Origin of the sequence: Streptomyces silvisoli, assembly GCF_029269905.1 — a bacterium.
Lineage (GTDB): Bacteria > Actinomycetota > Actinomycetes > Streptomycetales > Streptomycetaceae > Streptantibioticus_A > Streptantibioticus_A silvisoli_A.
This window is the reverse complement of sequence record NZ_JARJBC010000002.1, coordinates 247,857-270,724: the sequence shown is the minus strand read 5'-3', so window position 1 is coordinate 270,724 and position 22,868 is coordinate 247,857. Positions and strand designations below refer to the sequence as shown.

The following is a 22,868-nucleotide window of genomic DNA, read 5'->3' as shown; positions in this document are numbered from 1 at the left end:
GGTGGTTTCCGTCCACGGCGCTGCTCCGGCTCCTGTGACACGATGCGCATATTCGGCAGCCGGACCAGCACATTCCCGATACGTTCCGGGCACCGCACCGCGCTCAGGACCGCGCGAACGGCCCAGGTCAGTCCTGGTGGACGGGGCGTACCCCGTCGAGTACGGCGTCCACGATCCGCTCCGCCAGCCCGTCCTCCATCGGCGCCCGCTCGTACAGCAGCGCACGGGCCAGCATCGGCCCGGCGATCAGGTCCACGAGCAGCCGTACGTCGAGGTCGTCGCGGATCTCCCCGGTGCGCACCCCGCGCCGCAGCACCGCGTACATCGCCTCGCGGCGGGTGCGTACCACCGTGTCGTGGTACTGCCGCCACAGCTCGGGGCTGTGCTGGAGGTGGCCGATGACGTTGCGCAGCACCGCCGAGGAGCGCTTGGCCAGCGCGCCCTGGCGCATCGCCTCCAGCAGCGCCACCAGGTCGTCGCGCACCGACGCCCCGGCCAGCGGCGGCAGCGGTTCGTCAACCGCCCGCACGACGTCCACCAGCAGGGCGTCCTTGTTGGCCCACCGGCGGTAGACGGTGGCCTTGCCGACTCCGGCCGAGCGGGCGATGCGCTCCATGGACAGCTCGCCGAGCGTCACGCCCTCCTCCAGCAGCCGCAGCACCGTCTCCACGATCGAGCTGTCCGCCGCCGCGCTGCGCGGTCGGCCCCGCCCGGTGGCCATGGTGCGCGTCCTCATCCCCCGCTCCGCGCCGCCGACCTCTCCGGTTCGGCGGACGGTGGCCGCACGGCGTCGCCGTGCGGCAGGAACAGCCAGGCCACCGCGGCGCCCAGGAAGGCGACGGCCGCCGATCCGACGGCCGTGGCGTGCATGGCGTGGATGAACGCGTTGTCGGCCGGGCCGACCAGCGCCTGGCCCACCGGCCCCAACTGCTGCGCCACGCCCAAGGTGGCCTCGACGGACTCGCCCGCCGTGTGCTGTACGTGCGCCGGCAGTCCGGGCACCGCGGCGAGTTCGCCGCGGATGCTGTGGCGGTAGACGGTGGACAGCACCGAGCCCAGCACGGCGACTCCGACCGCGCCGCCCACCTGCCGGAAGGTGTTGTTCACCGCGGATCCGGAACCGGCCTTCTCACGCGGCAGCGAAGACATGATCATGACGGTGGCGGGCGGCATGACGTGCGCCATCGCCGTACCCATCACGAAGAACACGACTTCCAGTACCCACACCGGAGTCGACCGCCCCAGCAGCAGGAAGCCCAGGAACGCCACCGAGGTCAGCAGCATGCCCCCGGTGCACACCGCGCGGGCGCCGAACCGGTTGACCACCAGCCGGGCCCGCGGCGCGAAGATGATCTGCGCGGCGGCCAGCGGAAGCAGCAGCAGCCCCGACTGCAACGGGCTGAACCCGCGCACGCTCTGGGTGTAGAAGACGAAGAAGAACGTCACGCCCATCAACGCGAAGAACACCAGGCCGATGGTGACCACCGAGGCGGAGAACCGCCGGTCGCGGAAGTACCCGACGTCGAAGGCGGGATGGCTGCTGCGCCGCTCGTACAGCACGAAGAGGGTGAGCACGGCGAGCCCGCCCAGTATGGCCGCCCATGACCTGGGCGTGCCGAAGTCGGCCAGCTGGCCGCCCTTGATGATCCCGTAGACCAGCAGCACCAGGCCGATGACGGACAGCAGCACGCCCAGCGGGTCCAGCCGCCCGGGGTGCGGGTCCCTGGAGTCGGGGACCAGGAACGACATCGCGATCAGTGCGGCCAGCACGATCGGCACGTTGACGAAGAAGACCGAGCCCCACCAGAAGTGCTGGAGCAGCAGCCCACCGGCGATCGGGCCGAGCGCGATGGCGAAGCCCACCGAGCCGGTCCAGATGCCGATGGCCTTGGGCTGCTCCTCGCGTTCGAAGACGTTCATGATGATGGCGAGCGTGGACGGCATGACGAACGCCGCGCCGAGCCCCATCACCGCGCGGAATCCGATGAGTTGGACCGCTGAGCTCGCCTCCGCCGAGAGCACGGAACCGGTGCCGAACACCAGCATGCCGAACAGCAGCACCTTCTTGCGGCCCAGCCGGTCACCCAGCAGCCCGGCGGTGAACAGCAACCCGGCGAAGACCAGCGTGTAGGCGTTGATCGCCCACTCCAACTGGCTCTGGGTGGCGCCCAGGCCGGTGGGCTCGGGCTGGGCGATGGTCTTCATCGCCACGTTGAGGATCGAGTTGTCGAGCACGACGACGAGCAGGCTGAACAGCAGCACGGCCAGAATGGCCCAGCGGCGGCGGTGCACCGCTTCGGGGATCCGCGGGGTGGACGATGTCACAGCAGCGTCATCTGCGGGCATGGGTTCCACGCTAGACGCGGTTACGATACGAATCCGTCTCGTATCGTAAATGGCGGGCAAAGCCGGGCGGTGGAAGAACGGGGCACCGGCCTTTCGGCCACCGCCGCGGCATGTCAGCATGGAGGCGATCCGGAGACGCCGTCAGGGCGCTTCGAGACATGAACAGGAGCCTTTCCATGACGCACGTTGAGGCTGCCCAAAAGCAATCCGACAGCAGCAAGGCGCTGTACGGAGGAACGGGCACCCGCCGCATCACCGTGAGGGACATCGCCGCGGCCAAGCAGCGCGGCGAGAAGTGGCCGATGCTCACCGCGTACGACGCCATGACCGCCTCCGTCTTCGACGAGGCGGGCATTCCGGTGCTGCTGGTCGGCGACTCCATGGGCAACTGTCACCTCGGCTACGACAGCACGGTCCCGGTCACCATGGACGAGATCACCATGCTGTCCGCCGCCGTGGTACGCGGCACCAGCCGCGCGCTGATCGTCGGCGACCTGCCGTTCGGCTCCTACCAGGAGGGCCCGACGCAGGCGCTGCGCAACGCCACCCGGCTGGTCAAGGAGGCCGGGGTGGGCGCGGTGAAGCTGGAGGGCGGCGAGCGCTCGGCGCACCAGATCGAGCTGCTGGTCTCCTCCGGCATCCCGGTGATGGCGCACATCGGCCTGACCCCGCAGTCGGTGAACGCGTTCGGCGGCTACCCGGTGCAGGGCCGGGGCGAGGAGGCCGCCCAGCAGTTGCTGCGGGACGCCAAGGCGGTGCAGGACGCGGGCGCGTTCGCGGTGGTGCTGGAGCTGGTACCGGCCGAGCTGGCCGCGGAGGTCACCACGATGCTGCACGTGCCCACCGTCGGCATCGGCGCGGGCCCGGACTGTGACGCGCAGGTGCTGGTGTGGACCGACATGGCGGGGATGACCGGCGGGCGGCTGCCGCGCTTCGTCAAGCAGTACGCACGGCTGCGTGAGGTGCTCGGCGACGCGGCCAGGTCGTTCGCCGACGAGGTGGTCGACGGGGCGTACCCGGCGGCGGAGCACAGCTTCCACTAGCCGTTGAGCAAAGCCGGGCCACCTCCCGTATGTCCTGATGAACCCACGGTGACATACGGGAGGTGGCCCCACTCGTGCTTCAGGTCGACCGCGGGCCGGGCCTGCGCGAGGATGCCAGCGTGGAACGCCACCGCTTCCCGGGCCACGGCTCGGAGGAGGAACTGATGCGGGCGCTCTACCGCGATCACGCGGGTCCGCTGATGGCCTATGTGCTGCGCCTGGTCGCAGGAGACCGCTACCTCGCCGAGGACGTGGTGCAGGAGACCCTGCTGCGGGCCTGGCGCAACGCCTCGCACCTGGACCCGAGCGGACGCGGCCTGCGGCCGTGGCTGGTGACCGTCGCCCGCCGGGTGGTCATCGACGCGCACCGCGGCCGGCTCGCCCGCCCGGCCGAGGAGGGCGGCGCCGACCTGGAGCAGGTGCCCGCCGACGACGAACTCGACCGCGCGCTACGGCTGATGACCATCTCCGACGCGATGGGCGACCTGACGCCCGCCCATCGCCAGGTGCTGGTGGAGACGTACTTCAGGGGCCGGGACACCAACGAGACCGCCAAGGTGCTCGGGGTGCCGCCGGGCACCGTACGGTCCCGGATCTACTACGCGCTGCGCAGTCTGCGGAACGCACTGGAGGAGAGAGGAGTGACCTCGTGACCGAGTACGCACGACCCGACCCGCACATCGACGTCGGCGCGTATCTGCTCGGCGTGCTGGACGACGCCGAGATGGACCGGTTCGAGCGGCACCTCGCCGAGTGCGACGTCTGCGCCACGCGGTTGGACGAACTCGGCGGCCTGGTCCCGGTGTTGGCGGAGCTCGGGAGCGCGGGCGCACCGGAGCCGCCGAGCGAGGCGATGCTGGACCGGCTGCTGGGCGAGGTGGCGGCGCAGCGCAGGACCAGGGTGCGCCGCCGGTGGCTGGCGGCGGTGGCCGCCGCGGTACTGATCGTCGCCGGTCCGACCGCGGCCGTGCTGGCCAGCCAGGGGCAGCCCGCGGTGACCGGTGTGCAGGCCGCGGCGTTCCAGCGCGCCGCGACCGACCCCGTGAGCGGGGCGTCGGCCATCGTCGGGCTGACCGGCAAGCCCTGGGGCACCCAGATCGACCTGCGGCTGTCCTACGTCTACGGGCCGCGCACCTGCCATCTGGTGGTGGTCGGCAAGGACGGCCGCCAGGACACCATCGCCAGTTGGACGGTCTCCGGCCAGGGCTACGGCACCGACGAGCATCCGCAGCCGCTCGACCTCAAGGGCTCCACCTCGATGTCCCCGTCCGACATCTCCCGGTTCGACGTCATCACCTCCCAGGGCCAACGGCTGATCTCGGTGAAGGCCTAGCCGGGAGCGTTGGGGGGCCGCGCCCACCGCCGTGCCTTTGACCCGCTTGGCCCGCCGCGGGCGAGCCTGTCAGCGGCCTGTCAGCGCCCTGTCGGCGGCGTCGGCGACCGTGGTCGCATGAAACCGCTCAAGACGACGACCAGTGGCGGCGGCAAAGCCGTGGAAGTACGGGGCCTGGCCAAGCGCTTCGGCGAGACGAAAGCCCTCGACGGAGTGGATCTTGAGGTGTCCCAGGGCACCGTACTGGGCGTGCTCGGCCCGAACGGTGCCGGGAAGACCACCCTGGTACGGATCCTGTCCACTCTGATCAGGCCGGACGCCGGGACCGCCCGGGTCGCCGGGCTCGACGTGCTGACCCAGCCCCGGCAGCTGCGCCGGGTGATCGGGCTGACCGGCCAGTACGCGTCGGTGGACGAGAAGCTGTCCGGCCGGGAGAACCTGTACATGATCGGGCGGCTGCTCGACCTGTCCCGGAAGGACGCCAGGTCCCGCGCGGACGAGCTGCTGGAGCGCTTCTCGCTGACCGACGCGGCCCGGCGTCCGGCGATGAACTACTCGGGCGGTATGCGCCGACGGCTCGACCTCGCCGCCAGCATGATCGGCCGCCCCGCGGTGCTCTACCTGGACGAGCCCACCACCGGGCTCGATCCGCGCACCCGCAACGAGGTGTGGGAGGAGGTCCAGCGGATGGTGGCCGACGGCGCCACCGTGCTGCTGACCACGCAGTACATGGAGGAGGCCGAGCAACTCGCCGACGAGTTGACGGTGATCGACCGCGGCCGGGTGATCGCCGAGGGCCGGATCGACGAGCTGAAGGCGAAGGTCGGCGGCCGCACCCTGCGGATCACCCCCGGCGACCGAGCCGAACTGCCGCGGATGGTGGCCGCGTTGGCCCAGGCCGGGCTGGACGGCATCACGGGGGCGACCGCCGACGAGGCCGACGGCACGGTGCACGTACCCGTCATCAGCGACGAGCAACTGACCGCCATCGTCGCGCTGTTGGGGGCGCGCGGCTTCTCCATCGCCGGTATCGGCACCCATCTGCCCAGTCTGGACGAGGTGTTCCTGGCCCTCACCGGCCAGAAGACCGCGCGGTCCAGCGAGTTCGAGGAAGTCGGAGCATGACAGCGAAGCGAAGTGTCCCGGTTGAGGTCGGCGACGGGCGACCGGTGGGCGTGAGCACTGTGACCGCCGCACACGACGGCCGCATCGGGCTGCGGGCCAACCTGCGGCACATCGGGGCGCTGGCGCGCCGCAACCTGATGCGGATCAAGCAGGACCCGGAGTCGATGTTCGACGTCCTGCTGATGCCCGTGATCTTCACCCTGCTGTTCGTCTACGTCTTCGGCGGCGCGGTCGCCGGAAACCAGCACGCCTACGTCAACTACGTGATCCCGGGACTGATGGCGATGATGGGCATGAACATCGCCATGGCCGTCGGCTCGGGCATCAACGACGACTTCAAGACCGGGGTGATGGACCGGTTCCGTACCATGCCGATAGCGCGCTCCTCGGTGCTGATCGCGAAGATCGTGGTGGAGATCGGCCGGATGCTGGTCGCCACCACGCTCCTGCTGGTGATGGGCTTCGTTCTGGGGCTGACCATCGAGACCTCGGTGCTGCACCTGCTCGCCGCGGTCGGCCTGGGGCTGGTCTTCGGCGCCTCGCTGATGTGGATCTTCATCCTGCTGGGGCTGACCGTGAAGACGGCGCAGGCGGTGCAGGGGCTGGGCATGCTGGTGCTGATGCCGCTGCAGTTCGGCAGCTCGATCTTCGCCAAGCCGACCACCATGCCGGGCTGGCTGCAGGCCTTCACCAAGGTCAATCCGCTGTCGGCGCTCGCCGACGCCAACCGGAGCCTGGTCAACGGCGGGCCGGTCGCCCATTCGGCGCTGCTCACCCTGGCCTGGGCGGCGGGCATCACCCTGGTCACCGCCCCGCTGGCGGTGGCGAAGTTCCGCGACCGCACCTGACACCCGTCCGGCGGCGGCCACACGTCCGGTCATGGAACCGAACCCCATGACCGGACGTTTCCGAGGTGCCGGACACAACACGCGGCCGGATCGGCCTGTACGGTCGGGAACCGATCACGTCCCGGACCCGATGGAGCTTCGCGCATGGCCACCGCAACCACCCGTCACGACCGACAGGTCTCACCCGTGTTCCTCGGGCTGGTCGCGATCATGCTCGTCGCCGGGTGGGCGGTGTGGCACGGGTTCGCGGCCAACACCGGCTTCGCGGTCTTCCTGTTCGTGGTCTCCGGCTGGATCGTCTCGCTGTGCCTGCACGAGTACGCACACGCCCGTTCCGCACTGCACGGCGGCGACATCACGGTGGGCGCCAAGGGTTATCTGACCCTGAACCCGCTGCGGTACACCCATGCGGCGCTGAGCATCGTGCTGCCGGTGGTCTTCGTCATCCTGGGCGGCATCGGCCTGCCGGGCGGCGCGGTGTTCATCGAGCGCGGCCGGATCAGCGGCCGCTGGAGGCACAGCCTGATCTCGGCCGCGGGACCACTGACCAACGCCGCCTTCGCGCTCGCCCTGATGCTGCCGTTCACCCTCGGCGGGCTGGACTGGGCGCCGACGCCGTTCCTGGCCGCGTTCGCGTTCCTGGCGATGCTCCAGCTGACCGCGGCGGTCCTCAACTTCCTGCCGGTGCCGGGGCTGGACGGCTACGGCGTCATCGAGCCGTGGCTGTCGTACAAGGTGCGCCGCCAGGTCGAGCCGTACGCCCCGTTCGGGCTGATCGCGGTCTTCGGCTGCCTGTGGATCCCCGAGATCAACACCGTGTTCTGGGACGTCATCGACGCGATCATGCGCGCCTTCCACATCCCGGACGTGTACTCGGCGTACGGCTACCGCCTCTTCCAGTTCTGGAAGGGCTCGCCTACTGGCTGACCGGCTCCGCGGCGGCCCGGGCGGCCTTCGCCCTGCGCAGGTAGAACCACGCCATGTTGCTGGAGATGCCCGCCATCAGCACCCAGACGACGCCCAGGAAGCTGCCCTGCACGAAGGAGACGACGGCGGCGGCTACGGCGAGCACGCAGACGGCGATGGCGAACAGCGCGAGGCGGGGCATGGGCGGGGCTCCTCGGGTCAACGGCCGGTGACGACTCACCCCATTCTGACCCATGCCCCCCGCGCCGCGACGTCGGCTACACGTCGGTGACGCGCAGTCCCGCGTGCGCCTTGTACCGGCGGTTCACCGAGATCAGGTTGGCCACCAGGGACTCCACCTGGTGGGCGTTGCGCAACCGCCCGGCGAACACCCCGCGCATGCCCGGGATCCGCGCCGCAAGCGCCTGCACGACGTCGGTGTCCGCGCGGCTGTCGCCCAGCACCATCACGTCGGTGTCGATCCGCTCCACGGCCGGGTCCTGGAGCAGCACCGCGGACAGGTGGTGGAAGGCGGCGGTGACCCGCGAGTCGGGCAGCAGCGCGGCGGCCTGCTCGGCGGCGCTGCCCTCCTCCGGCTTCAGCGCGTACGCGCCCTTCTTGTCGAAGCCCAGCGGGTTGACGCAGTCGACGACCAGCTTGCCCGCCAACTCCTCGCGCAGCGCCTCCAGCGTCTTGGCGTGCCCGTCCCACGGCACCGCGATGATCACGACGTCACTGGCCCGCGCGCACTCCGCGTTGTCCAGGCCGCGTACGCCCAGGCCCAGTTCCTCGGCGGCGGTGCGCGCCCGCTCGGTGCTGCGGGAACCGACGATCACCTGCTGCCCGGCCTTCGCCAACCGGTACGCGAGACCGCGCCCCTGGTCGCCGGTGCCGCCCAGCACGCCCACGACCAGACCGGAGACGTCCGGCAGGTCCCAGGGGTCCTTGGCCGCGGGCTTCGCCGCGGCGGCGCCGCTGTCAGGGGTGTTCGCATCAGTAGTCATACCGGTGATCCTGCCAGCCGACCCGGCACCGCGGCGGTACGGGGGCCGGGTCGCGGGCGGCGGCGTGGCGTCAGCTGCCGGTGCCACGGGGTGCGGAGCCGCCCTGGTCGTTCCAGCGCGGGTCCTGCTCCCACTCCTCGTTGCGCTCCTCCGCGGTGTCGATGGCCCGCGCGGCCTCGGCCGCGGTCGGGTACGGGCCGAGCCGTTCCAGCGCGGGACATTCCGGCCCCTCCTCGACCTTGTGGTCCTTGAGGCAGTAGTACCACTCGCCCGGTTTGCCGGTCGCCTTCTTACGTCTGAACAGAGCCATGCCGCACTCCTACCGCGTTCTGCCGGGGCCAACCCCCGGGCCCCTGGTGTTTCCCTGTCCGCCAATCGTTCCCGCCGGCCGCCCATCGCCACCCTCGGCGGAGATACCGTGCGGCCGCAGCTTCGATTGTGCGGCGCCGATACACTCACTGGCATGTCTGGCCAGTCGCTTCTCGTTCCCGGCACGCTTTCGCCGACCCGCCGAGTGCCCGCGTCGATCCCGCGCCCGGAGTACGTGGGCAAGCCCGCGCCCACGCCGTACACCGGACCGGAGGTGCAGGACACCGAGACGATCGAGAAGATGCGGGTCGCCTCCCGCATCGCCGCCCAGGCGATGGCGGAGGCCGCCAAGGCGATCAAGCCCGGGACCACCACCGACGAACTCGACCGGATCGCGCACGAGTACATGTGCGACCACCAGGCCTATCCGTCGGACCTGGGCTACCGCGGCTTCCCCAAGTCCATCTGCACCTCGCTCAACGAGGTCATCTGCCACGGCATCCCGGACTCCACGGAACTGCGCGACGGCGACATCGTCAACCTCGACGTGACCGCCTACATCCACGGGGTGCACGGTGACACCAACGCCACCTACCTGTGCGGCGAGGTCGACGAGGAGTCACGGCTGCTGGTGGAGCGCACCCGGGAGTCGCTGAACCGGGCGATCAAGGCGGTCAGGCCGGGCCGCCAGATCAACATCATCGGCCGGGTCATCGAGTCGTACGCCAAGCGCTTCGGCTACGGCGTGGTGCGGGACTTCACCGGTCACGGGATCAACTCCTCGTTCCACTCCGGGCTGATCATCCCGCACTACGACGACCCGCGGGCGACCACCGTGATCCAGCCCGGCATGACCTTCACGATCGAGCCGATGCTCACCCTGGGCACGTACGACTACGACATCTGGGAGGACGGCTGGACGGTGGTCACCAAGGACCGCAAGCGCACCGCCCAGTTCGAGCACACGCTGGTGGTGACCGACACCGGCGCCGAGGTGTTGACGCTGCCGTAGCCGCGGCTGCAGGGTGTGGACGCCGTACCGCCTCCGACGGCCGGGGCGGGGGGCGGTCCCGGTAGTGTTTGCGGCCGATCGCGAACACACTAAGGAGCCGTCCGCCATGACCGCGCGTGCCCCGCTGCCCATACGGCCGCGCCGCAGGCTGTCCAGCCTGGCGGCGCTGGCCCTACTGGCGTGCACGGCGACGGGCTGCGTCACCGTGCACGGCGCGGACGCGGTCGTCCCGGCGGTCGGCAAGGCCGGCGCCCCGGCCGCGCTCGACCACTTCGCCCAGGTGGTCAACGACGCCGACAGCAAGCTGGACCCGTCGCTGAACGCCCAGGTGGAGACGGGGGCGTTGGGCGCCATCGACGGTGCCGGGATCAAGGCCCGGCACGTCAACAGCCCCTCGGGGAACCCCGGTTACCAGCCGCTGCGGTTCAGTGACACCCGCTTCCTGATCCCACGGGAGCGCGGCTGGCCGAAGTGGTTCGTCGCGGACACCGCCAACAGCCGGGACCGCGACCGCTGGTTGCTGGTCTTCACCCGGGACAGCGTGAAGGACGCCTGGCGGGCGTCGTACCTGTCGGTGCTGGCACCCGGCCAGCTGCCGGACTTCGCCACCGACGGCCAGGGCTACGCGGTGCCGGTGCCGGTCGGCGGAACCGACCTGCTGGTCCAGCCGGGCGAGTTGGGCGCCCGGTACACCGCGTACCTCCAGCAGGGCGACAAGGGCTCCACGGCGTTCGCCCAGGGCAGCCAGACCTCCGGGCTGCGCGCCCAGCGCCGCACCCAGTACGCGCCGACCTCTCAGGTGGTGACACAGTTCGCGGACGAGCCCGCGGACCCGGTGCAGTACGCCCCGGTGGCCCTGCGGCTGCGGGAGGGCGGGGCACTGGTGTTCTTCACCACGCGTCACGAGATGAAGCAGACGGTGACCAAGGGGCCGGTGGTGATCAAGGATCCGAACGTTAACGCGCTGCTGACCGGCACCCCGAACAGGTCGGTGACGCTGTACAAGGTGGCGGAGCAGGTCGTGAAGGTGCCCGCGCGGTCGGATACGGGCGCGAAGGTGGTCTTCCTCAACCGCATCGAGGGGCTGGTTTCGGCCAGCGGCGCCTAGAACGCCGCCTCGGCGGGGCGCACGGACGGCGCCTACCGGCCGCCCGGGAGCCAGCCGCCGGCCGCCTCCGGCCGCGCCTCGGTGGCGACCTGGGCGCACGCGTCGGTCAGCACCGCGAGCAGCGGCAGCGGGTCCGGCAGCGGCAGCTCCGGCGGGCGGACCCAGTCCACCACCGAGCCGTCCGGCAGCCGGGACGGCGGCAGCAGCACATAGCTGCCGCGGCAGTGCCAGCGCAGCCCGGGGTGCTCGTCGAGGGTCTCCGGGTGGCAGTCGAGCTCGCACGGCCACCACTCGTCCTCGTCCGCCGGGGCCCGGGTGGCGGTGAAGAACAGCATCCGGTCGGCGCCGTAGCGCGCCACCGGGCCGGCCGGCACACCCTCCGCGTCCAGTCGGCGCAGCGCGATCCCGCCCGCGGCGGCGGGTACGTCCAGTACGTCGTGGTTGGCGCCGGTGGCGGTGATGAAGTTGGCCAGCGGCTGGGCGGCCAGCCAGCGGGTGATCTGCTCGGGGTCGGTGGTGGCCTGGGTCTGCCAGGCGAACGAGACCGGGTGCATGCCCGGCGTGGGACAGCCGATCCGGTCGCAGGAACAGCTGAAGCCGGACGGGTGGGCGGCCGGTGCCACCGGGAACGAAGCCGCTGCGGCACCGAGGAGGAGCGCGTCCCGGTCCGGGGCGGCGGCGCGGTCGGAGGCACGGGGCCTGTCGCCCGTGGAGCGTGGGCGGCGGCGCAGCCACTCGGACATCCTGCCCCTGCGTTCCATAGAACCCCTCTCGTCGGTGGGCGTTTCGCCGGATGCACTGTCCATCCTGCTCCCTGCGCGTCGGCCGCGTGAACGCGGGGTGGCGTCAGCGGGGGCGGTGTGCGTGGTGTGACGGACGTGCGGTCGCGGCGCGGTAAATGGCCGAATCCTCTCAGGTCCCCCGGATGAGCGATTCCGAATGGATCACCGGCGGGTATAGCCTTTTCCGACAACATGTCGGCAAGTCGTGCGGTGGGTGCCGTCCTCGCGGCGCCGCCAGCGCGCCGCAGCCGCGCCGTAGCCGATGGAGGCCCGTGTGACCGCCACCCAGTTCGCCCGCTTCTCCGATCTCATCCGCTCCGCGACACACGCCCAGCACACCGAGGCCGAGGAGTCCGCGTTCATGGCCGACCTGCTCGGCGGGCGGCTGGGCGTGGAGGCGTACGTCCGCTACACCGAGCAACTGTGGTTCGTCTACCGCGCGTTGGAGCAGACGGCCGACCGACTGGCCGCCGACCCGGTCACCGGCCCGTTCATACGCCCCGAGTTGCTGCGGGTGGCCGAACTCGAACGGGACCTGGAGCATCTGCGCGGAGCCGACTGGCGCACCGCGGCCTCGCCGCTGCCCGCCACGGCCGCGTACTGCGACCGCGTCGCCGAGGTCGCCGCGGCCTGGCCCGCGGGCTACGTCGCCCACCACTACACCCGCTACCTCGGCGACCTGTCCGGCGGCCAGGTCATCCGGGGCATCGCGGAACGCACCTGGGGCTTCCAACGCAAGGGCGACGGCGTGCGGTTCTACGTCTTCGAGGGTATCGGCAACCCCGCCGCCTTCAAGCGGGAGTACCGCGAACTGCTCGACGCGCTGCCGGTGGACGAGCCGGAGCGGCACCGGGTGGTCGACGAGTGCAGATACGCGTTCACCCTGAACAGCGCGGTCTTCGCGGACCTCGCCTTGACCTTCGCCGGGTAACCCGGCGCGCGGGTAAGGCAATTGCGCACGGGGCGCGAAAAGAACCACCCGAACGGATCGGTGTTTTTCGCGCCCTCCGGGTGGACCATTTGTGCGCGGCTGCGTTTCCCGGGGGCCGCCCCGGGGCCCAGCCGAGCGCCCATCGGAGCCTCAACGGCGAGGAGCCCGCCTTGCGCCCAGAACGTGTCGCCACGCCCCGGCGTTATCTGATGTGCCCACCGAACCACTACCGGGTCAGCTACTCCATCAATCCATGGATGGATCCGGACAAGCCGGTGGACCCCGCGATCGCCCTCTTCCAGTGGGAGGACCTGCGGGACCGCTATCTGTCACTGGGCCACCGGGTCGAGGTGCTCGAACCGGTGCCCGGCCTGCCGGACATGGTGTTCGCCGCCAACGGTGCCACGGTCATCGACGGTCGGGTGTTCGGCGCCAAGTTCGCCAACGCCGAACGAAGAGGCGAAGCGCCCGCACACCTCGCCTGGTTCCGGGATCAGGGCTTCACCGAGATCCACGAACCCGAGCACATCAACGAGGGCGAGGGCGACTTCACCGCCACCGCGTCCTGGATCCTGGCGGGCGCCGGATTCCGTAGCAGCCCGCAGGTCAGGGCCGAGGCGCAGGAGTTCTTCGGCCGCCCGGTGATCGGCCTGGAACTGGTGGACCCGCGCTACTACCACCTGGACACCGCGCTGGGCGTGCTGGACGGCGACGAGATCATGTACTACCCGGGGGCGTTCTCCCCCGGCAGCCGGGCGGTGCTGGCCCGGCTGTTCCCGGACGCGCTGATCGCCACCGAGGAGGACGCGGCGGCGCTGGGCCTCAACGCGGTCAGCGACGGACGCCATGTGCTGCTGCCGCTCGCCGCCACCGGCCTGTTCCAACCGCTGCGCGACCGCGGCTTCGAGCCCATCGGCGTCGATGTGTCCGAACTGCACAAGGCGGGCGGCAGCGTGAAGTGCGCGACCATGGAACTGCGCTGCTGAGCGGAGGTACGTTCGGGTCGAGAGGCTGAACGGTCGAGACCCGAACAAGGGAGCCGCGCGGATGAGCGGAGTGCCGGACCACCCCTACTACGACGCGGTCATCGTCGGCGGCGGCCACAACGGGCTGACCGCCGCCGCGTACCTGGCGCGCGCCGGGCGCTCGGTGCTGGTGCTGGAGCGACTGCCGGTGACCGGCGGGGCGGCCGTGTCCGCCCGGGCCTATCCGGGCGTGGAGGCACGGCTGTCCCGCTACTCCTACCTGGTCAGCCTGCTGCCCCAGAAGATCGTCAGGGATCTGGGGCTGCGGTTCACGGTACGGCGGCGGCGGATCTCCTCGTACACCCCGGACCGGCGCGGTGGCGGACTGCTGGTGGACGTCGGCGATCCGGCGGCCACCCGGGAGGGCTTCGTCCAACTCACCGGCTCCGACCGCGACTTCGCGGCGTGGCAGCGGTTCTACGGAATGACGAGCCGGGTCGCCGAGCGTGTCTTCCCGACGCTCACCGAACCGCTGCCGTCGCGCGCCGAGTTGGCCCGGGCGGTGGACGAACCGGACGCGTGGCAGGCGCTGTTCGAGCGCCCGCTGGGCGAGACCGTGGAGTCGGCCTTCACCGACGACCTGGTACGCGGTGTCGTACTCACCGACGCCCTGATCGGCACGTACAGCCACGCCCACGATTTGTCGCTGGTGCAGAACCGCTGTTTCCTGTACCACGTGATCGGCGGCGGCACCGGTGACTGGAACGTTCCGGTGGGCGGCATGGGCGCGTTGACCGACGCGCTCGCCGACGCGGCCCGCGCGGCCGGGGCCGAGATCGTCACGGGCTGTACGGCGACCGGCATCACCACCGACGGCACCCGGGCCGAAGTCCGCTTCGCCACAGGGCAGGTGGAGACCCGGCACGTACTGGCCGCGGTCTCCCCGCACGCGCTCGCCGAACTGCTGGACGAGCCGGCTCCGGCGAAGCCGGAGGGGTCGCAGCTCAAGGTCAACATGCTGCTGCGGCGACTACCGCGGTTGCGGGACACGGCGGTTGACCCCCGTGCGGCGTTCTCCGGCACGTTCCACATCGCCGAGGGCTACCGCAACCTGGCGGACGCGTACCGGCAGACGGCCGGTGGCGCGCTGCCCACCGCGCCGCCCTCGGAGATCTACTGCCACTCGCTGACCGACCCATCCATCCTCTCCCCCGAACTGGCCGCCCGCGGCTGGCACACGCTCACCCTGTTCGGACTGCTGGCCCCCGGGCGGCTGTTCGCCTCCGACCCCACCGGAACCAAGGAGGCGCTGCTGAAGGCCACGCTGGCGCAGTTGGACGCGGTGCTCGCCGAGCCGATCGAGGAGTGCCTGGCGCTGGACGCCGAGGGAAAACCGTGCATCGAGGCCAAGTCACCGCTCGACCTGGAACGGGAGGTCGCGCTTCCGGGCGGGCACATCTTCCACCGCGACCTGTCCTGGCCGTACGCCACACCGGAGACAGGCCGTTGGGGTGTCGAGACCGCGCACCGCAACGTCCTGCTGTGCGGCGCGGGCGCGGTGCGCGGCGGCGGCGTGAGCGGGATACCCGGTCACAACGCGGCGATGTCAGTCCTCGGCCGCTAGCGGCGGCCAGGCGTCGCCCCACTCCGCGTCCCGGGCGGCGCGGTAGAGGTCGCCGTGCCGCTTGGAGACCGTTGTACGGCGCAGCCCCTCGTCGCGGGTGCACAGGTCCAGCAGGACCTGGCCCTTGCGGATCTGCGGGTGGCGCACCACCCGGCTGACCGCCGGGGGCACGGGGTCGCGCATCGCGGCGACGTAGCTGAACTTCTCGTCCTCGTACGGCAGGGAGCCGCCCTTGACCTGGCGGTGCAGCGAGGAGCGGTTGACCCGGGCGGCGAAGTGGCACCAGTCGGGGTCCTGCACCGGGCACTCTCCGTTGTGCGGGCAGGGTGCGACGACGCCCAGCCCCTCGTCGACGAGTTGCTGGCGGGCGCGGAGGATCCGGCGGTAGCCGTCGGGGGTGCCGGGTTCCACCACGAGCACGGTGCGGGCGGCGCGGGCGGCCGTGGCGACCACCGACTCCCGGTCGGACTCGGTGAGTTCGCCGAGCACGTAGCTGATGGTGACCAGGTCGCTGGGCGGGAGCGTGAGGGCGCCGCCGATCGGCTGGCGGTGCCACTGCGCCTGGCGCAGGGACGGGTGCGGGGCCTCGGCGGCCAGGGCGCGCCCGAGGTCCAGGGCGGGCTGGGCCCAGTCCAGGACGGTCGTGGAGTGCCCGGCCGCCGGCCAGGCGTCGGCCACGGCCCAGGTGGCGGCGCCGGTGCCGCCACCGATGTCGACATGGGTCTTCGGCGACCACTCGCCCGCCCGTGCGCGGAAGGCGGCGAGCGCCGACCGCACCGCCTCGAACGTGGCGGGCATCCGGTACGCGGCGTACGCGGCGACGTCGGCCCGGTCCCGCAGTACCGGGCTGTCGGTGGGCGTACGGCCACGGTAGTGGGCGATCAGCCGCTCGACGGCCGCGGCGGTCTGGCGCGGGGCATCGCTGGGCACCGCGTGCAGGCGGTCACGCAGGGCGGCGCGCAGGTCGTTCTCGGTCGCAGCGGGTACGGGGACGGGGGCGTTCACGCCCCCACCCTATGTTCCCGTCGGCCCGGTCGGGCACGGGCGGTGCGTGGCTGCGCTGCGGGTCTTTTCCACCCACCCGCCCACCCGATTGCCCTCGGCCTTTGACTGCCGTTGCGCACGGTTGGTTGTGGGTCGGGGGCGCGCCGGTAGCTGCGAGAAGGGCGGGTGGGTGGGTACAAAACACCCGCAGCGCAGCGGAGAGCGCACCGCCCGTGCGCAACAGCAGGCAAAGGCCGACGGCAAACGGGCGGGCGAACCCCGAACAGCGGCGCCGTCGCAACTCAGCCCACCGACAGCGCGCGGGTCGGTCGGGGCAGCCGTACGAACGTCAGCCCGTAGACCAGCGCCCCGGCGGCGATGACGCCGAAGCTGGGCGGGACGTTGGGTACCACGTACCCGACCGCGAGCCCCGCCCACATCTCCGCCACCGCCAGCGCGGCGGAAAGCCCCAGCGCCCGGTACGGCGAGTCCGTGAGCCGCTGCGCGGCCCCCGCCGGCGCCGCCAGCAGCCCGAGCAGCAGCAGCGAGCCCACCGCCTGCGTGGCCTCCGCCGCACACGCCCCGACAAGGGCGAGGAAGACCAGCGAAAGCGCCCGCACCGGCACCCCGCGCGCGGCGGCCACCGACTCGTCGACCGAGGCGAACAGCAACGGCCGTGCGACGGCCAGCAACGCCACGCACAGCACCACGGCCACCCCCACCGCCGTCCACGCGGACGACGCGGACAACCCGAAGATCGACCCGAACAGCACGCTCACCCCGGCCCCGCCGTTGGCCGTCGACCGGGTCGTGGTGTAGAGCGTCAGGAAGAAGACCCCGAGCCCCAGGATCCACGAGAAGACACCGCCGATGGCCACGTCGTCCGACCGTCCCCGGCGCCCGAGGAACCCAAGCAGCACCGCCACCCCGATGGTGGTGGCGAACAGTCCGATCCGCAGGTCCCAGCCGATCGCCAGTGCCGCCAGCGCACCGGTGAACGCCGTGTGGCTGAGCGCGTCCCCGGTGAACACCTGGGCTCGCAGTACCAGGAAGTACCCGGCGAGACCGGCCGCGGCGGCGATCGCCGTACCGGCCAGCAGGGCGTGCAGGAAGAAGGGGTGCGCGAAGGCGCTCATGCGGCACTCCTCAACAGCGGGCCGCGCCGCACCAGCGACGCCTGCCGGGCGACGGCAACCAGCCGGGCCAGTACGTAACCGCCGAAGGCGAAGGTCGTGACGTAGAAGCCGACCGGGTACGGCGAGAAGTACGCCACGGCCAGCCCGAGCCAGGTCACCGCCAGACCGATGACCATGGCCAGCACCAGGCTCAGCCCGGGGCGGGGCGTGAGCACCTGGGCGGTCGCGGCGGGCAGCACCAGCAGCGCGAAGACCAGCAGCGAGCCGGTGATCTGGCTGGCCTCGGCGGTGGCCGCGCCGAGCAGCACCAGGAAGACGGTGGACAGCGCACGTACCGGCAGTCCGCGCGCCGCGGCCACCGACTCGTCCACGGAGGCGAACAGCAACGGCCGCCCGATGACGGCCAGTACGCACAGCACGACCGCCGCGACCGCGGTGAGCAGCAGCACCTGGCTGCTGGTGATGCCCAGGAAGCTGCCGAACAGCAGCGAGTTCACCCCTTTGAGGAACCCCTTGTACAGGGCGACGAAGAGGAATCCGCAGGCGAGAAGGAACGCCTGGATGGTCCCGGTGAGCGCCGACTCCTCGCCCCGGCCCTTCCCCGAGCCGGGCAGCATCGCGATGAGGACGGCGGCGCCCACGCAGAACGCGAAGTAGCCGTATCCGGCGGCGACTCCGACCAGTACCGCCCCGGACGCACCCGGGAAGCCGACCACCGAGAGGGTGTGCGCGGCGAAGGTCTGCCTGCGCAGCACCACGAACCAGCCGACGGCGGCGGCGAGCACGGCGATGACGGCCCCGGCCCGGAAGGCGTTGACCATGAACGGGTAGGACCACATCACCTGGAAGTCGGTGAGCAGGTTCCATGACCAGGAAGTGGTCACCGCGTCAGCCAGCGGCACGGCCCGCCCCCTCCCCCGTCGACTCCGCGGGGGCCGCCGGCTCATGCCGGTCGCTGTGGCGCGCGGGTGCCTCGGGCTGGCCGACCACCACCAGCCGTCCGTCGGAGGTGCGCAGCACCTCGACCGGCGTGCCGTACAGCCGGGTCAGCGTCTCGGAGGTGATGACCTCCCGCGGGGTGCCGGTGGCGGCGCCGCCCTCGGCGAGGTAGACCACCCGGTCGAGGTAGCTCAGGATCGGGTTGACGTCATGCGCCACCATGATCACCGAGACGCCCTCCACGCTGCAGATCCGGCCGATCAGGGCCGCCACGGCCGCCTGGTTGGGCAGGTCGAGACTGTCCAGCGGCTCGTCCAGCAGCAGGATCTCCGGCCTGCGGCACAGTGCCTGGGCGATCAGCAGCCGCTGCTGTTCACCACCGGAGCACTGGCCGATGGGCCGGTGCGCGTACTTCGTGGCTCCGACGAGCTCGATGACCTCTTCGATCCGGGCGCGGGCAGCGCGCCGCCGCGGGCTGAATCGTTCCGGCACCGGCAGCGGCACGCCCCAGCGGTCGCCGTCCAGTCCCAGGCCCACGATGTCGGTGCCCCGGATGCGCAGCGAGGCGTCGAAGTTGCGGCGCTGCGGCAGATAGCCGACCCGGCGTCCGGCCTGGCCGGGCGCCTGGCCGAGCACCCGTATCTCGCCCTCGGCGAGCGGCTGCAGGCCGAGCACGGCCTTGATCAGGGTGGACTTGCCGACCCCGTTGGGGCCGAGGACGGCGGTGAACTCACCTGCTCCGATGGACAGTTGGACACCTGACCACAGGGTCCGTCCGCCGACCCGCACGCCCGCGTCACGCAACTGCAGCACGGGCCCCGTGGTGGGCTCGGCACGGGTCTGCGCGGGTATGCCGGAGGTCACCGCCGTCATCTCACTCACCCTCACTTACCGGTCGCCTTGGCCAGCGCCTGCTCGATGCCCTTCAACTCCCCGACCTGCCACTGCTGGAAGGTGTCACCCGCGGGGTCGAGCGTCTCGGTGACGGTGGTGACCGGTATCCCGGCCGCCTTGGCCGCGTTGACCTGGGCCTGGATGTCAGGCGTGGAGTTCTGGCTGTTGTAGACGTAGACCTTGATCTGCTTGTTCTTGATCTGCTGGTCGATGGTGGCCTTGTCCTGCGCGGTGGGGTCGGTGCCCTCGCTGATCGCGTCGAGGAAGGACTCGGGGGTGAGCATCTTCAGCCCGAGGCCCTCGGCGAGCGGGGTGACGATGGACTCCGAGGCGCCGATCGGGGTGCCCGCGTACTTGGACTTGATCTGCGAGATCAACTGGCTGTACTCGCCCAGGGACTTGTTCTCGAAGTCGTTCTTCTGCTGGTCGAAGTAGGCGGCGTTGGCCGGGTCGATCTTCTTGTAGTCGGCGGTGATCTTCTCGATGACCTGGTGGACGTTGTCCGGCGAGTACCAGCGGTGCGGGTTGCCGCCGGGCTTGACGCCGACCAGGTCGCCGACCTTGAGTTCGGTGCGGCCGGTGCCGGGGTTGGAGGCGAGCAGCTTGTCGGCCCAGGAGTCGTAGCCGATGCCGTTGACGATCGCGTACTGGGCGCCGCTGACGGTACGGGCGTCGGCGGCGGTCGGCTCGTAGTCGTGCGGGTCGGTGGCCGGGTTGGTGATGATGCTGGTCACCTTGACGTGGCTGCCGCCGAGCTGGGTGGCGATGCTGCCCCAGAAGTTCTCCGCCGCCACGACGTTGATCACCTTGCCGCCCGACGCGTTGCCGCTGGCGCCGCCGCCGCTGGACTTCGGTGAGGAAGTGGCGCAGGCACTGGTCGCGGCGAGAGCCGCGACCACTAGACCGCCGGCGGCGATACGGGCGAGTCGGGCGGGACGGGATATCGCAGGGGTCATGACGCGGAACGCTCCTCAACACTGGGCTGGCCCCCAGATTACTGGAAACGATTTTCACCACCAAGCCCTTGAGTGACATTATGACAATCGTTGCCAACTCTTGACCGGGGTGAGCCGTGTCCATACCGGGCCAGCCACGTTGCGGCATCAGCCCGTGGCGCGTTGCCCTGGCGCCAGGTCCTGACCGGATGGACGGCGTTGGCGAGCAGCACCACATAGCGGCCCGAGGCGAAGTCGACCACCAGGCTGGTACCGGTGAACCCGGTGTGCCCCGCGGTGCGCGGCCCGGCCAACTCCCCCATGAACCAAGGCTGTTCCAGCTCGAATCCCAGCCCCTGCGATCGCCCTGGAATCCCCGCGTCCGCCAGCATCAGCCGCACCGACGCCGGGGCGAGGACGCCCGCGCCGCCGTCCAGCAGCGCACGGCACAGCGCGCCGAGGTCGGCGGCGGTGGAGAACAGTCCGGCGTGACCGGCGACCCCGCCCATCGCGTACGCGTTCTCGTCGTGCACCACACCGTGCAGCAGCCCGCGATCCAGCCTCCCCCACGGGCGGCGCTGGTCCTCGGTGGCGGCGATCCGTGGCCGCCAGGACGGCGGCGGGCAGTAGCGGGTCGAGGTCATGCCCAGCGGCCGGGTGATCCCGTCCCGTACCAGCCGCGCCAGCGAGCGGCCAGTGGTGCGCTCCAGCACGTGTTGCAGCAGCAGCGGGTTGAGGTCGGAGTAGCGGTACGTGCTGCCCGGCTCGGTGAGCGGCTCCTCCTCGGCCAGCCGCGCCAACCGCCGCTCGGGGCCGCGGTACTCGTACAGCGGCAGTTCGGCACGGAGTCCCGAGGTGTGGGTGAGCAGCTGCCGTACGGTGATCCGGTGGTCCGCGGCGGCGGTCAACCGCGGCGCGTAGGCGCCCAGTTGCCCGTCCAGCGCGATGGTGCCGCGCTCGATCGCCTGGAGCGCCGCGATCGCGGTGAACGGCTTGGTGAGCGACGCCAGATCGAAGACGGTGTCCCGGCGCATCGGGATCCACCGCTCGCGCGGCAGTTCCACGCCCCGGTCGGCCCGCGCGTCGTACCCGGAGTAGCGCAGCGCCCAGCCGACCGCCTCGTGGAGCACGACGTCCCGGCCGCACCCCGCGAGCACCACGGCGCCCGCGCACCAGGGGTGTACCGGCGCCGGCTCGGTGGCCGCCCGCAGCTGTCGTAGCAGCCCGGCGGACGCGTCGTCTTCGGTCACTCCGCGACAGTAGCCGCGGCCCCGCGCCAGGGGCGGCACAGCGCCAGGAAGCAGCCGATCGCCAGCACCGCGCAACTCACCTGGACCAGCGCCATGGGCACCGCCGTGTGCCCGCCCGCGATCCCGACCAGCGGCGAGGCGACCGCGCCGATGAGGAACTGGCCGGTACCCAGCAGCGCGGACGCCGAGCCCGCGGCGTTCGGGGTGCGCATCAGCGCCTGGGCGTTGGTGTTCGGCATCGCCAGCCCCATCGCGGACATCAGCACGAACAGCGCGACCGCCACCGGCACCAGCCCCACCGGGCCGAAGACCCCGCAGGTCATCAGCAGCAGCGCCACCGCCGCCACGACGATCACCGCGAGCCCCACGCCCAGCGCCCGGTCCAGCGGCACCCGGCCGACCAGTACCTTGCCGTTGAACTGGCCGACCGCCACCAGGCCGACGGAGTTCAGCCCGAACAGCAGGCTGAACGTCTGCGGCGAGGCGCCGTAGATGTCCTGGATGACGAACGACGAACCGGAGATGTACGCGAACAGCGCGGCGAAGGCGAAGCTGCCCGCCAGCAGGTAGCCGGTGAACATCCGGTCACCGAGCAGCCCGCGCATGGTGCGCAGCGCCTGCCCCAGCCCGCCGTCGTGCCGCCGCTCGGCGGGCAGCGTCTCGGGAAGCTGGCGCAGCACCAGCACGGTGAGCAGCGTGCCGACGGCGGTGAGCACGACGAAGACCCCGCGCCAGTCGGTGAAGCGCAGGATCTGGCCGCCGATCAAGGGGGCGATGATCGGGGCGACGCCGGAGATCAGCATCAGGGTGGAGAAGAACCGCGCCATCGCCACGCCGTCGTACAGGTCGCGCACCACGGCGCGGGCGATGACGATGCCCGCGGCGCCGGCGAGCCCCTGCAACAGCCTGAAGCCCACGAGGAGTTCAACGTTCGGCGCGAAGGCGCAGACCGCGGTGGCGAGCACGTACACCACCATGCCGATGAGCAGCGGGCGCCGCCGTCCCCACTTGTCGCTCATCGGTCCGACGGCCAGCTGGCCCAGCGCCATGCCGAGCAGGCACGCGGTGAGCGTGAGCTGGACCGTCGCCGCCGGACTGCGCAACGCGGTGGTGACGGCCGGCAGCGACGGCAGGTACATGTCCATCGACAGCGGGGGCAGCGCGGTGAGGCCGCCGAGGACGAGGGTGACGAGGAGGCCGGTGCGGCGCTGGGCCCGGGGGGACGCGGAGTGTCCGGGCGATGCCTCGGCATGGCCGGTCAGGACCTCAGCGTGCCCGGGCGATGCGAAATGCCCGCCATTTCGCGGTATCCGAGAGTCGGGCGGGGTGTCACGCTCCATGTCCCCGGCCGCGCCGGGCTCCGTCATCCTGGGTTCCATGGGTGGTTGCAACAC

Annotated in this window: 24 protein-coding genes; 11 read left to right on the top strand and 13 right to left on the bottom strand. The window is 71.4% G+C overall.

The window, feature by feature from the left end:
- Positions 1-127: 127 nt before the first annotated feature.
- Positions 128-736, bottom strand: coding sequence for a TetR/AcrR family transcriptional regulator (locus P3G67_RS04295; protein ID WP_269854241.1), 609 nt, complete (start codon positions 734-736; stop codon positions 128-130).
- Positions 733-2,346: an MFS transporter gene (locus P3G67_RS04290; protein WP_276092245.1), complete on the bottom strand. Its 1,614-nt coding sequence runs from the start codon at positions 2,344-2,346 to the stop codon at positions 733-735. Before P3G67_RS04290 ends, P3G67_RS04295 begins: the two co-directional genes overlap by 4 nt.
- A gap of 176 nt (positions 2,347-2,522) precedes the next feature.
- On the opposite strand from P3G67_RS04290, the gene panB reads away from it, so the two are divergent.
- The 6 genes from panB (at position 2,523) to P3G67_RS04260 (ending at position 7,622) form a co-directional block, all read left to right on the top strand.
- On the top strand, positions 2,523-3,389 hold the full coding sequence (gene panB / locus P3G67_RS04285) for a 3-methyl-2-oxobutanoate hydroxymethyltransferase (protein ID WP_269854239.1): 867 nt from the start codon (positions 2,523-2,525) through the stop codon (positions 3,387-3,389).
- 101 nt (positions 3,390-3,490) lie between these two features.
- On the top strand, positions 3,491-4,042 hold the full coding sequence (locus P3G67_RS04280; RefSeq protein WP_276092436.1) for a sigma-70 family RNA polymerase sigma factor: 552 nt from the start codon (positions 3,491-3,493) through the stop codon (positions 4,040-4,042).
- Complete coding sequence (locus tag P3G67_RS04275; RefSeq protein WP_269854238.1) at positions 4,039-4,722, top strand: zf-HC2 domain-containing protein; 684 nt, start codon at positions 4,039-4,041, stop codon at positions 4,720-4,722. The genes P3G67_RS04280 and P3G67_RS04275 overlap by 4 nt, the downstream gene beginning before the upstream one ends.
- Positions 4,723-4,839: 117 nt before the next feature.
- Positions 4,840-5,847: an ATP-binding cassette domain-containing protein gene (locus tag P3G67_RS04270; protein ID WP_276092244.1), complete on the top strand. Its 1,008-nt coding sequence runs from the start codon at positions 4,840-4,842 to the stop codon at positions 5,845-5,847.
- Positions 5,844-6,695: an ABC transporter permease gene (locus P3G67_RS04265; RefSeq protein WP_269854236.1), complete on the top strand. Its 852-nt coding sequence runs from the start codon at positions 5,844-5,846 to the stop codon at positions 6,693-6,695. The genes P3G67_RS04270 and P3G67_RS04265 overlap by 4 nt, the downstream gene beginning before the upstream one ends.
- Positions 6,696-6,839: 144 nt before the next feature.
- On the top strand, positions 6,840-7,622 hold the full coding sequence (locus P3G67_RS04260) for a site-2 protease family protein (protein ID WP_276092243.1): 783 nt from the start codon (positions 6,840-6,842) through the stop codon (positions 7,620-7,622).
- On the opposite strand, the gene P3G67_RS04255 is transcribed toward P3G67_RS04260, so the two are convergent.
- The 3 genes from P3G67_RS04255 to P3G67_RS04245 form a co-directional block, all read right to left on the bottom strand.
- On the bottom strand, positions 7,612-7,803 hold the full coding sequence (locus tag P3G67_RS04255) for a hypothetical protein (RefSeq protein ID WP_276092242.1): 192 nt from the start codon (positions 7,801-7,803) through the stop codon (positions 7,612-7,614). The genes P3G67_RS04260 and P3G67_RS04255 overlap by 11 nt on opposite strands.
- 76 nt (positions 7,804-7,879) lie before the next feature.
- Positions 7,880-8,605, bottom strand: a complete 726-nt coding sequence (gene npdG, locus P3G67_RS04250) for an NADPH-dependent F420 reductase (protein WP_276092241.1) — start codon at positions 8,603-8,605, stop codon at positions 7,880-7,882.
- Positions 8,606-8,675: 70 nt separating this feature from the next.
- Complete coding sequence (locus tag P3G67_RS04245; protein WP_276092240.1) at positions 8,676-8,915, bottom strand: hypothetical protein; 240 nt, start codon at positions 8,913-8,915, stop codon at positions 8,676-8,678.
- Between the two features lie 153 nt (positions 8,916-9,068).
- Here P3G67_RS04245 and map point away from each other — a divergent pair, with 153 nt between their 5' ends.
- The gene (gene map / locus P3G67_RS04240; RefSeq protein WP_269854231.1) at positions 9,069-9,926 is read left to right on the top strand and encodes a type I methionyl aminopeptidase; all 858 of its coding nucleotides are present in this window, start codon (positions 9,069-9,071) and stop codon (positions 9,924-9,926) included.
- 106 nt (positions 9,927-10,032) lie between these two features.
- Positions 10,033-11,034, top strand: coding sequence for a hypothetical protein (locus P3G67_RS04235; protein ID WP_276092239.1), 1,002 nt, complete (start codon positions 10,033-10,035; stop codon positions 11,032-11,034).
- A 32-nt stretch (positions 11,035-11,066) separates the two neighbouring features.
- Here P3G67_RS04235 and P3G67_RS04230 read toward each other — a convergent pair whose 3' ends face one another.
- Positions 11,067-11,795 (bottom strand): bifunctional DNA primase/polymerase, encoded by a 729-nt coding sequence (locus tag P3G67_RS04230; protein WP_276092238.1) that lies wholly within the window; start codon positions 11,793-11,795, stop codon positions 11,067-11,069.
- A gap of 283 nt (positions 11,796-12,078) precedes the next feature.
- On the opposite strand from P3G67_RS04230, the gene P3G67_RS04225 reads away from it, so the two are divergent.
- The 3 genes from P3G67_RS04225 to P3G67_RS04215 all read left to right on the top strand — a co-directional run bounded on the left by P3G67_RS04225 (position 12,079) and on the right by P3G67_RS04215 (position 15,336).
- Positions 12,079-12,747, top strand: coding sequence for a biliverdin-producing heme oxygenase (locus tag P3G67_RS04225; RefSeq protein ID WP_276092237.1), 669 nt, complete (start codon positions 12,079-12,081; stop codon positions 12,745-12,747).
- Positions 12,748-12,917: 170 nt separating this feature from the next.
- Positions 12,918-13,733, top strand: a complete 816-nt coding sequence (gene ddaH, locus P3G67_RS04220; RefSeq protein WP_391858194.1) for a dimethylargininase — start codon at positions 12,918-12,920, stop codon at positions 13,731-13,733.
- Positions 13,734-13,794: 61 nt separating this feature from the next.
- Positions 13,795-15,336, top strand: a complete 1,542-nt coding sequence (locus P3G67_RS04215; RefSeq protein WP_276092236.1) for a phytoene desaturase family protein — start codon at positions 13,795-13,797, stop codon at positions 15,334-15,336.
- Here the strand turns inward: P3G67_RS04215 and P3G67_RS04210 are convergent.
- The 7 genes from P3G67_RS04210 to P3G67_RS04180 all read right to left on the bottom strand — a co-directional run bounded on the left by P3G67_RS04210 (position 15,319) and on the right by P3G67_RS04180 (position 22,841).
- Positions 15,319-16,341 (bottom strand): small ribosomal subunit Rsm22 family protein, encoded by a 1,023-nt coding sequence (locus P3G67_RS04210; protein ID WP_276092235.1) that lies wholly within the window; start codon positions 16,339-16,341, stop codon positions 15,319-15,321. The two genes, P3G67_RS04215 and P3G67_RS04210, sit on opposite strands and share 18 nt — an antisense overlap.
- A 281-nt stretch (positions 16,342-16,622) precedes the next feature.
- Entirely contained in the window at positions 16,623-17,456 is an 834-nt protein-coding gene (locus P3G67_RS04205; protein WP_276092234.1) for a metal ABC transporter permease, read from the bottom strand.
- Positions 17,453-18,358: a metal ABC transporter permease gene (locus tag P3G67_RS04200; protein ID WP_276092233.1), complete on the bottom strand. Its 906-nt coding sequence runs from the start codon at positions 18,356-18,358 to the stop codon at positions 17,453-17,455. The genes P3G67_RS04205 and P3G67_RS04200 overlap by 4 nt, the downstream gene beginning before the upstream one ends.
- The gene (locus tag P3G67_RS04195) at positions 18,345-19,268 is read right to left on the bottom strand and encodes a metal ABC transporter ATP-binding protein (RefSeq protein ID WP_313879557.1); all 924 of its coding nucleotides are present in this window, start codon (positions 19,266-19,268) and stop codon (positions 18,345-18,347) included. The genes P3G67_RS04200 and P3G67_RS04195 overlap by 14 nt, the downstream gene beginning before the upstream one ends.
- Before the next feature lie 11 nt (positions 19,269-19,279).
- Entirely contained in the window at positions 19,280-20,245 is a 966-nt protein-coding gene (locus tag P3G67_RS04190) for a metal ABC transporter solute-binding protein, Zn/Mn family (RefSeq protein WP_276092232.1), read from the bottom strand.
- A gap of 38 nt (positions 20,246-20,283) precedes the next feature.
- Positions 20,284-21,474, bottom strand: a complete 1,191-nt coding sequence (locus P3G67_RS04185) for a serine hydrolase domain-containing protein (RefSeq protein ID WP_276092231.1) — start codon at positions 21,472-21,474, stop codon at positions 20,284-20,286.
- A complete protein-coding gene (locus P3G67_RS04180; protein WP_276092230.1) occupies positions 21,471-22,841 on the bottom strand; it encodes a multidrug effflux MFS transporter in 1,371 nt (456 codons plus the stop codon). Before P3G67_RS04180 ends, P3G67_RS04185 begins: the two co-directional genes overlap by 4 nt.
- Positions 22,842-22,868 lie beyond the last annotated feature (27 nt).

What these genes read in the sequence shown, in the direction of transcription:
- P3G67_RS04295 (WP_269854241.1), bottom strand. Translation starts at nt 736, where the DNA reads ATGAGGACGCGCACCATGGCCACCGGGCGGGGCCGACCGCGCAGCGCG.
- P3G67_RS04290 (WP_276092245.1), bottom strand. Translation starts at nt 2,346, where the DNA reads ATGCCCGCAGATGACGCTGCTGTGACATCGTCCACCCCGCGGATCCCC.
- panB (WP_269854239.1), top strand. Translation starts at nt 2,523, where the DNA reads ATGACGCACGTTGAGGCTGCCCAAAAGCAATCCGACAGCAGCAAGGCG.
- P3G67_RS04270 (WP_276092244.1), top strand. Translation starts at nt 4,840, where the DNA reads ATGAAACCGCTCAAGACGACGACCAGTGGCGGCGGCAAAGCCGTGGAA.
- P3G67_RS04265 (WP_269854236.1), top strand. Translation starts at nt 5,844, where the DNA reads ATGACAGCGAAGCGAAGTGTCCCGGTTGAGGTCGGCGACGGGCGACCG.
- P3G67_RS04260 (WP_276092243.1), top strand. Translation starts at nt 6,840, where the DNA reads ATGGCCACCGCAACCACCCGTCACGACCGACAGGTCTCACCCGTGTTC.
- P3G67_RS04255 (WP_276092242.1), bottom strand. Translation starts at nt 7,803, where the DNA reads ATGCCCCGCCTCGCGCTGTTCGCCATCGCCGTCTGCGTGCTCGCCGTA.
- npdG (WP_276092241.1), bottom strand. Translation starts at nt 8,605, where the DNA reads ATGACTACTGATGCGAACACCCCTGACAGCGGCGCCGCCGCGGCGAAG.
- P3G67_RS04245 (WP_276092240.1), bottom strand. Translation starts at nt 8,915, where the DNA reads ATGGCTCTGTTCAGACGTAAGAAGGCGACCGGCAAACCGGGCGAGTGG.
- map (WP_269854231.1), top strand. Translation starts at nt 9,069, where the DNA reads ATGTCTGGCCAGTCGCTTCTCGTTCCCGGCACGCTTTCGCCGACCCGC.
- P3G67_RS04235 (WP_276092239.1), top strand. Translation starts at nt 10,033, where the DNA reads ATGACCGCGCGTGCCCCGCTGCCCATACGGCCGCGCCGCAGGCTGTCC.
- P3G67_RS04230 (WP_276092238.1), bottom strand. Translation starts at nt 11,795, where the DNA reads ATGGAACGCAGGGGCAGGATGTCCGAGTGGCTGCGCCGCCGCCCACGC.
- P3G67_RS04225 (WP_276092237.1), top strand. Translation starts at nt 12,079, where the DNA reads ATGGAGGCCCGTGTGACCGCCACCCAGTTCGCCCGCTTCTCCGATCTC.
- P3G67_RS04215 (WP_276092236.1), top strand. Translation starts at nt 13,795, where the DNA reads ATGAGCGGAGTGCCGGACCACCCCTACTACGACGCGGTCATCGTCGGC.
- P3G67_RS04205 (WP_276092234.1), bottom strand. Translation starts at nt 17,456, where the DNA reads ATGAGCGCCTTCGCGCACCCCTTCTTCCTGCACGCCCTGCTGGCCGGT.
- P3G67_RS04195 (WP_313879557.1), bottom strand. Translation starts at nt 19,268, where the DNA reads ATGACGGCGGTGACCTCCGGCATACCCGCGCAGACCCGTGCCGAGCCC.
- P3G67_RS04190 (WP_276092232.1), bottom strand. Translation starts at nt 20,245, where the DNA reads ATGACCCCTGCGATATCCCGTCCCGCCCGACTCGCCCGTATCGCCGCC.
- P3G67_RS04180 (WP_276092230.1), bottom strand. Translation starts at nt 22,841, where the DNA reads ATGACGGAGCCCGGCGCGGCCGGGGACATGGAGCGTGACACCCCGCCC.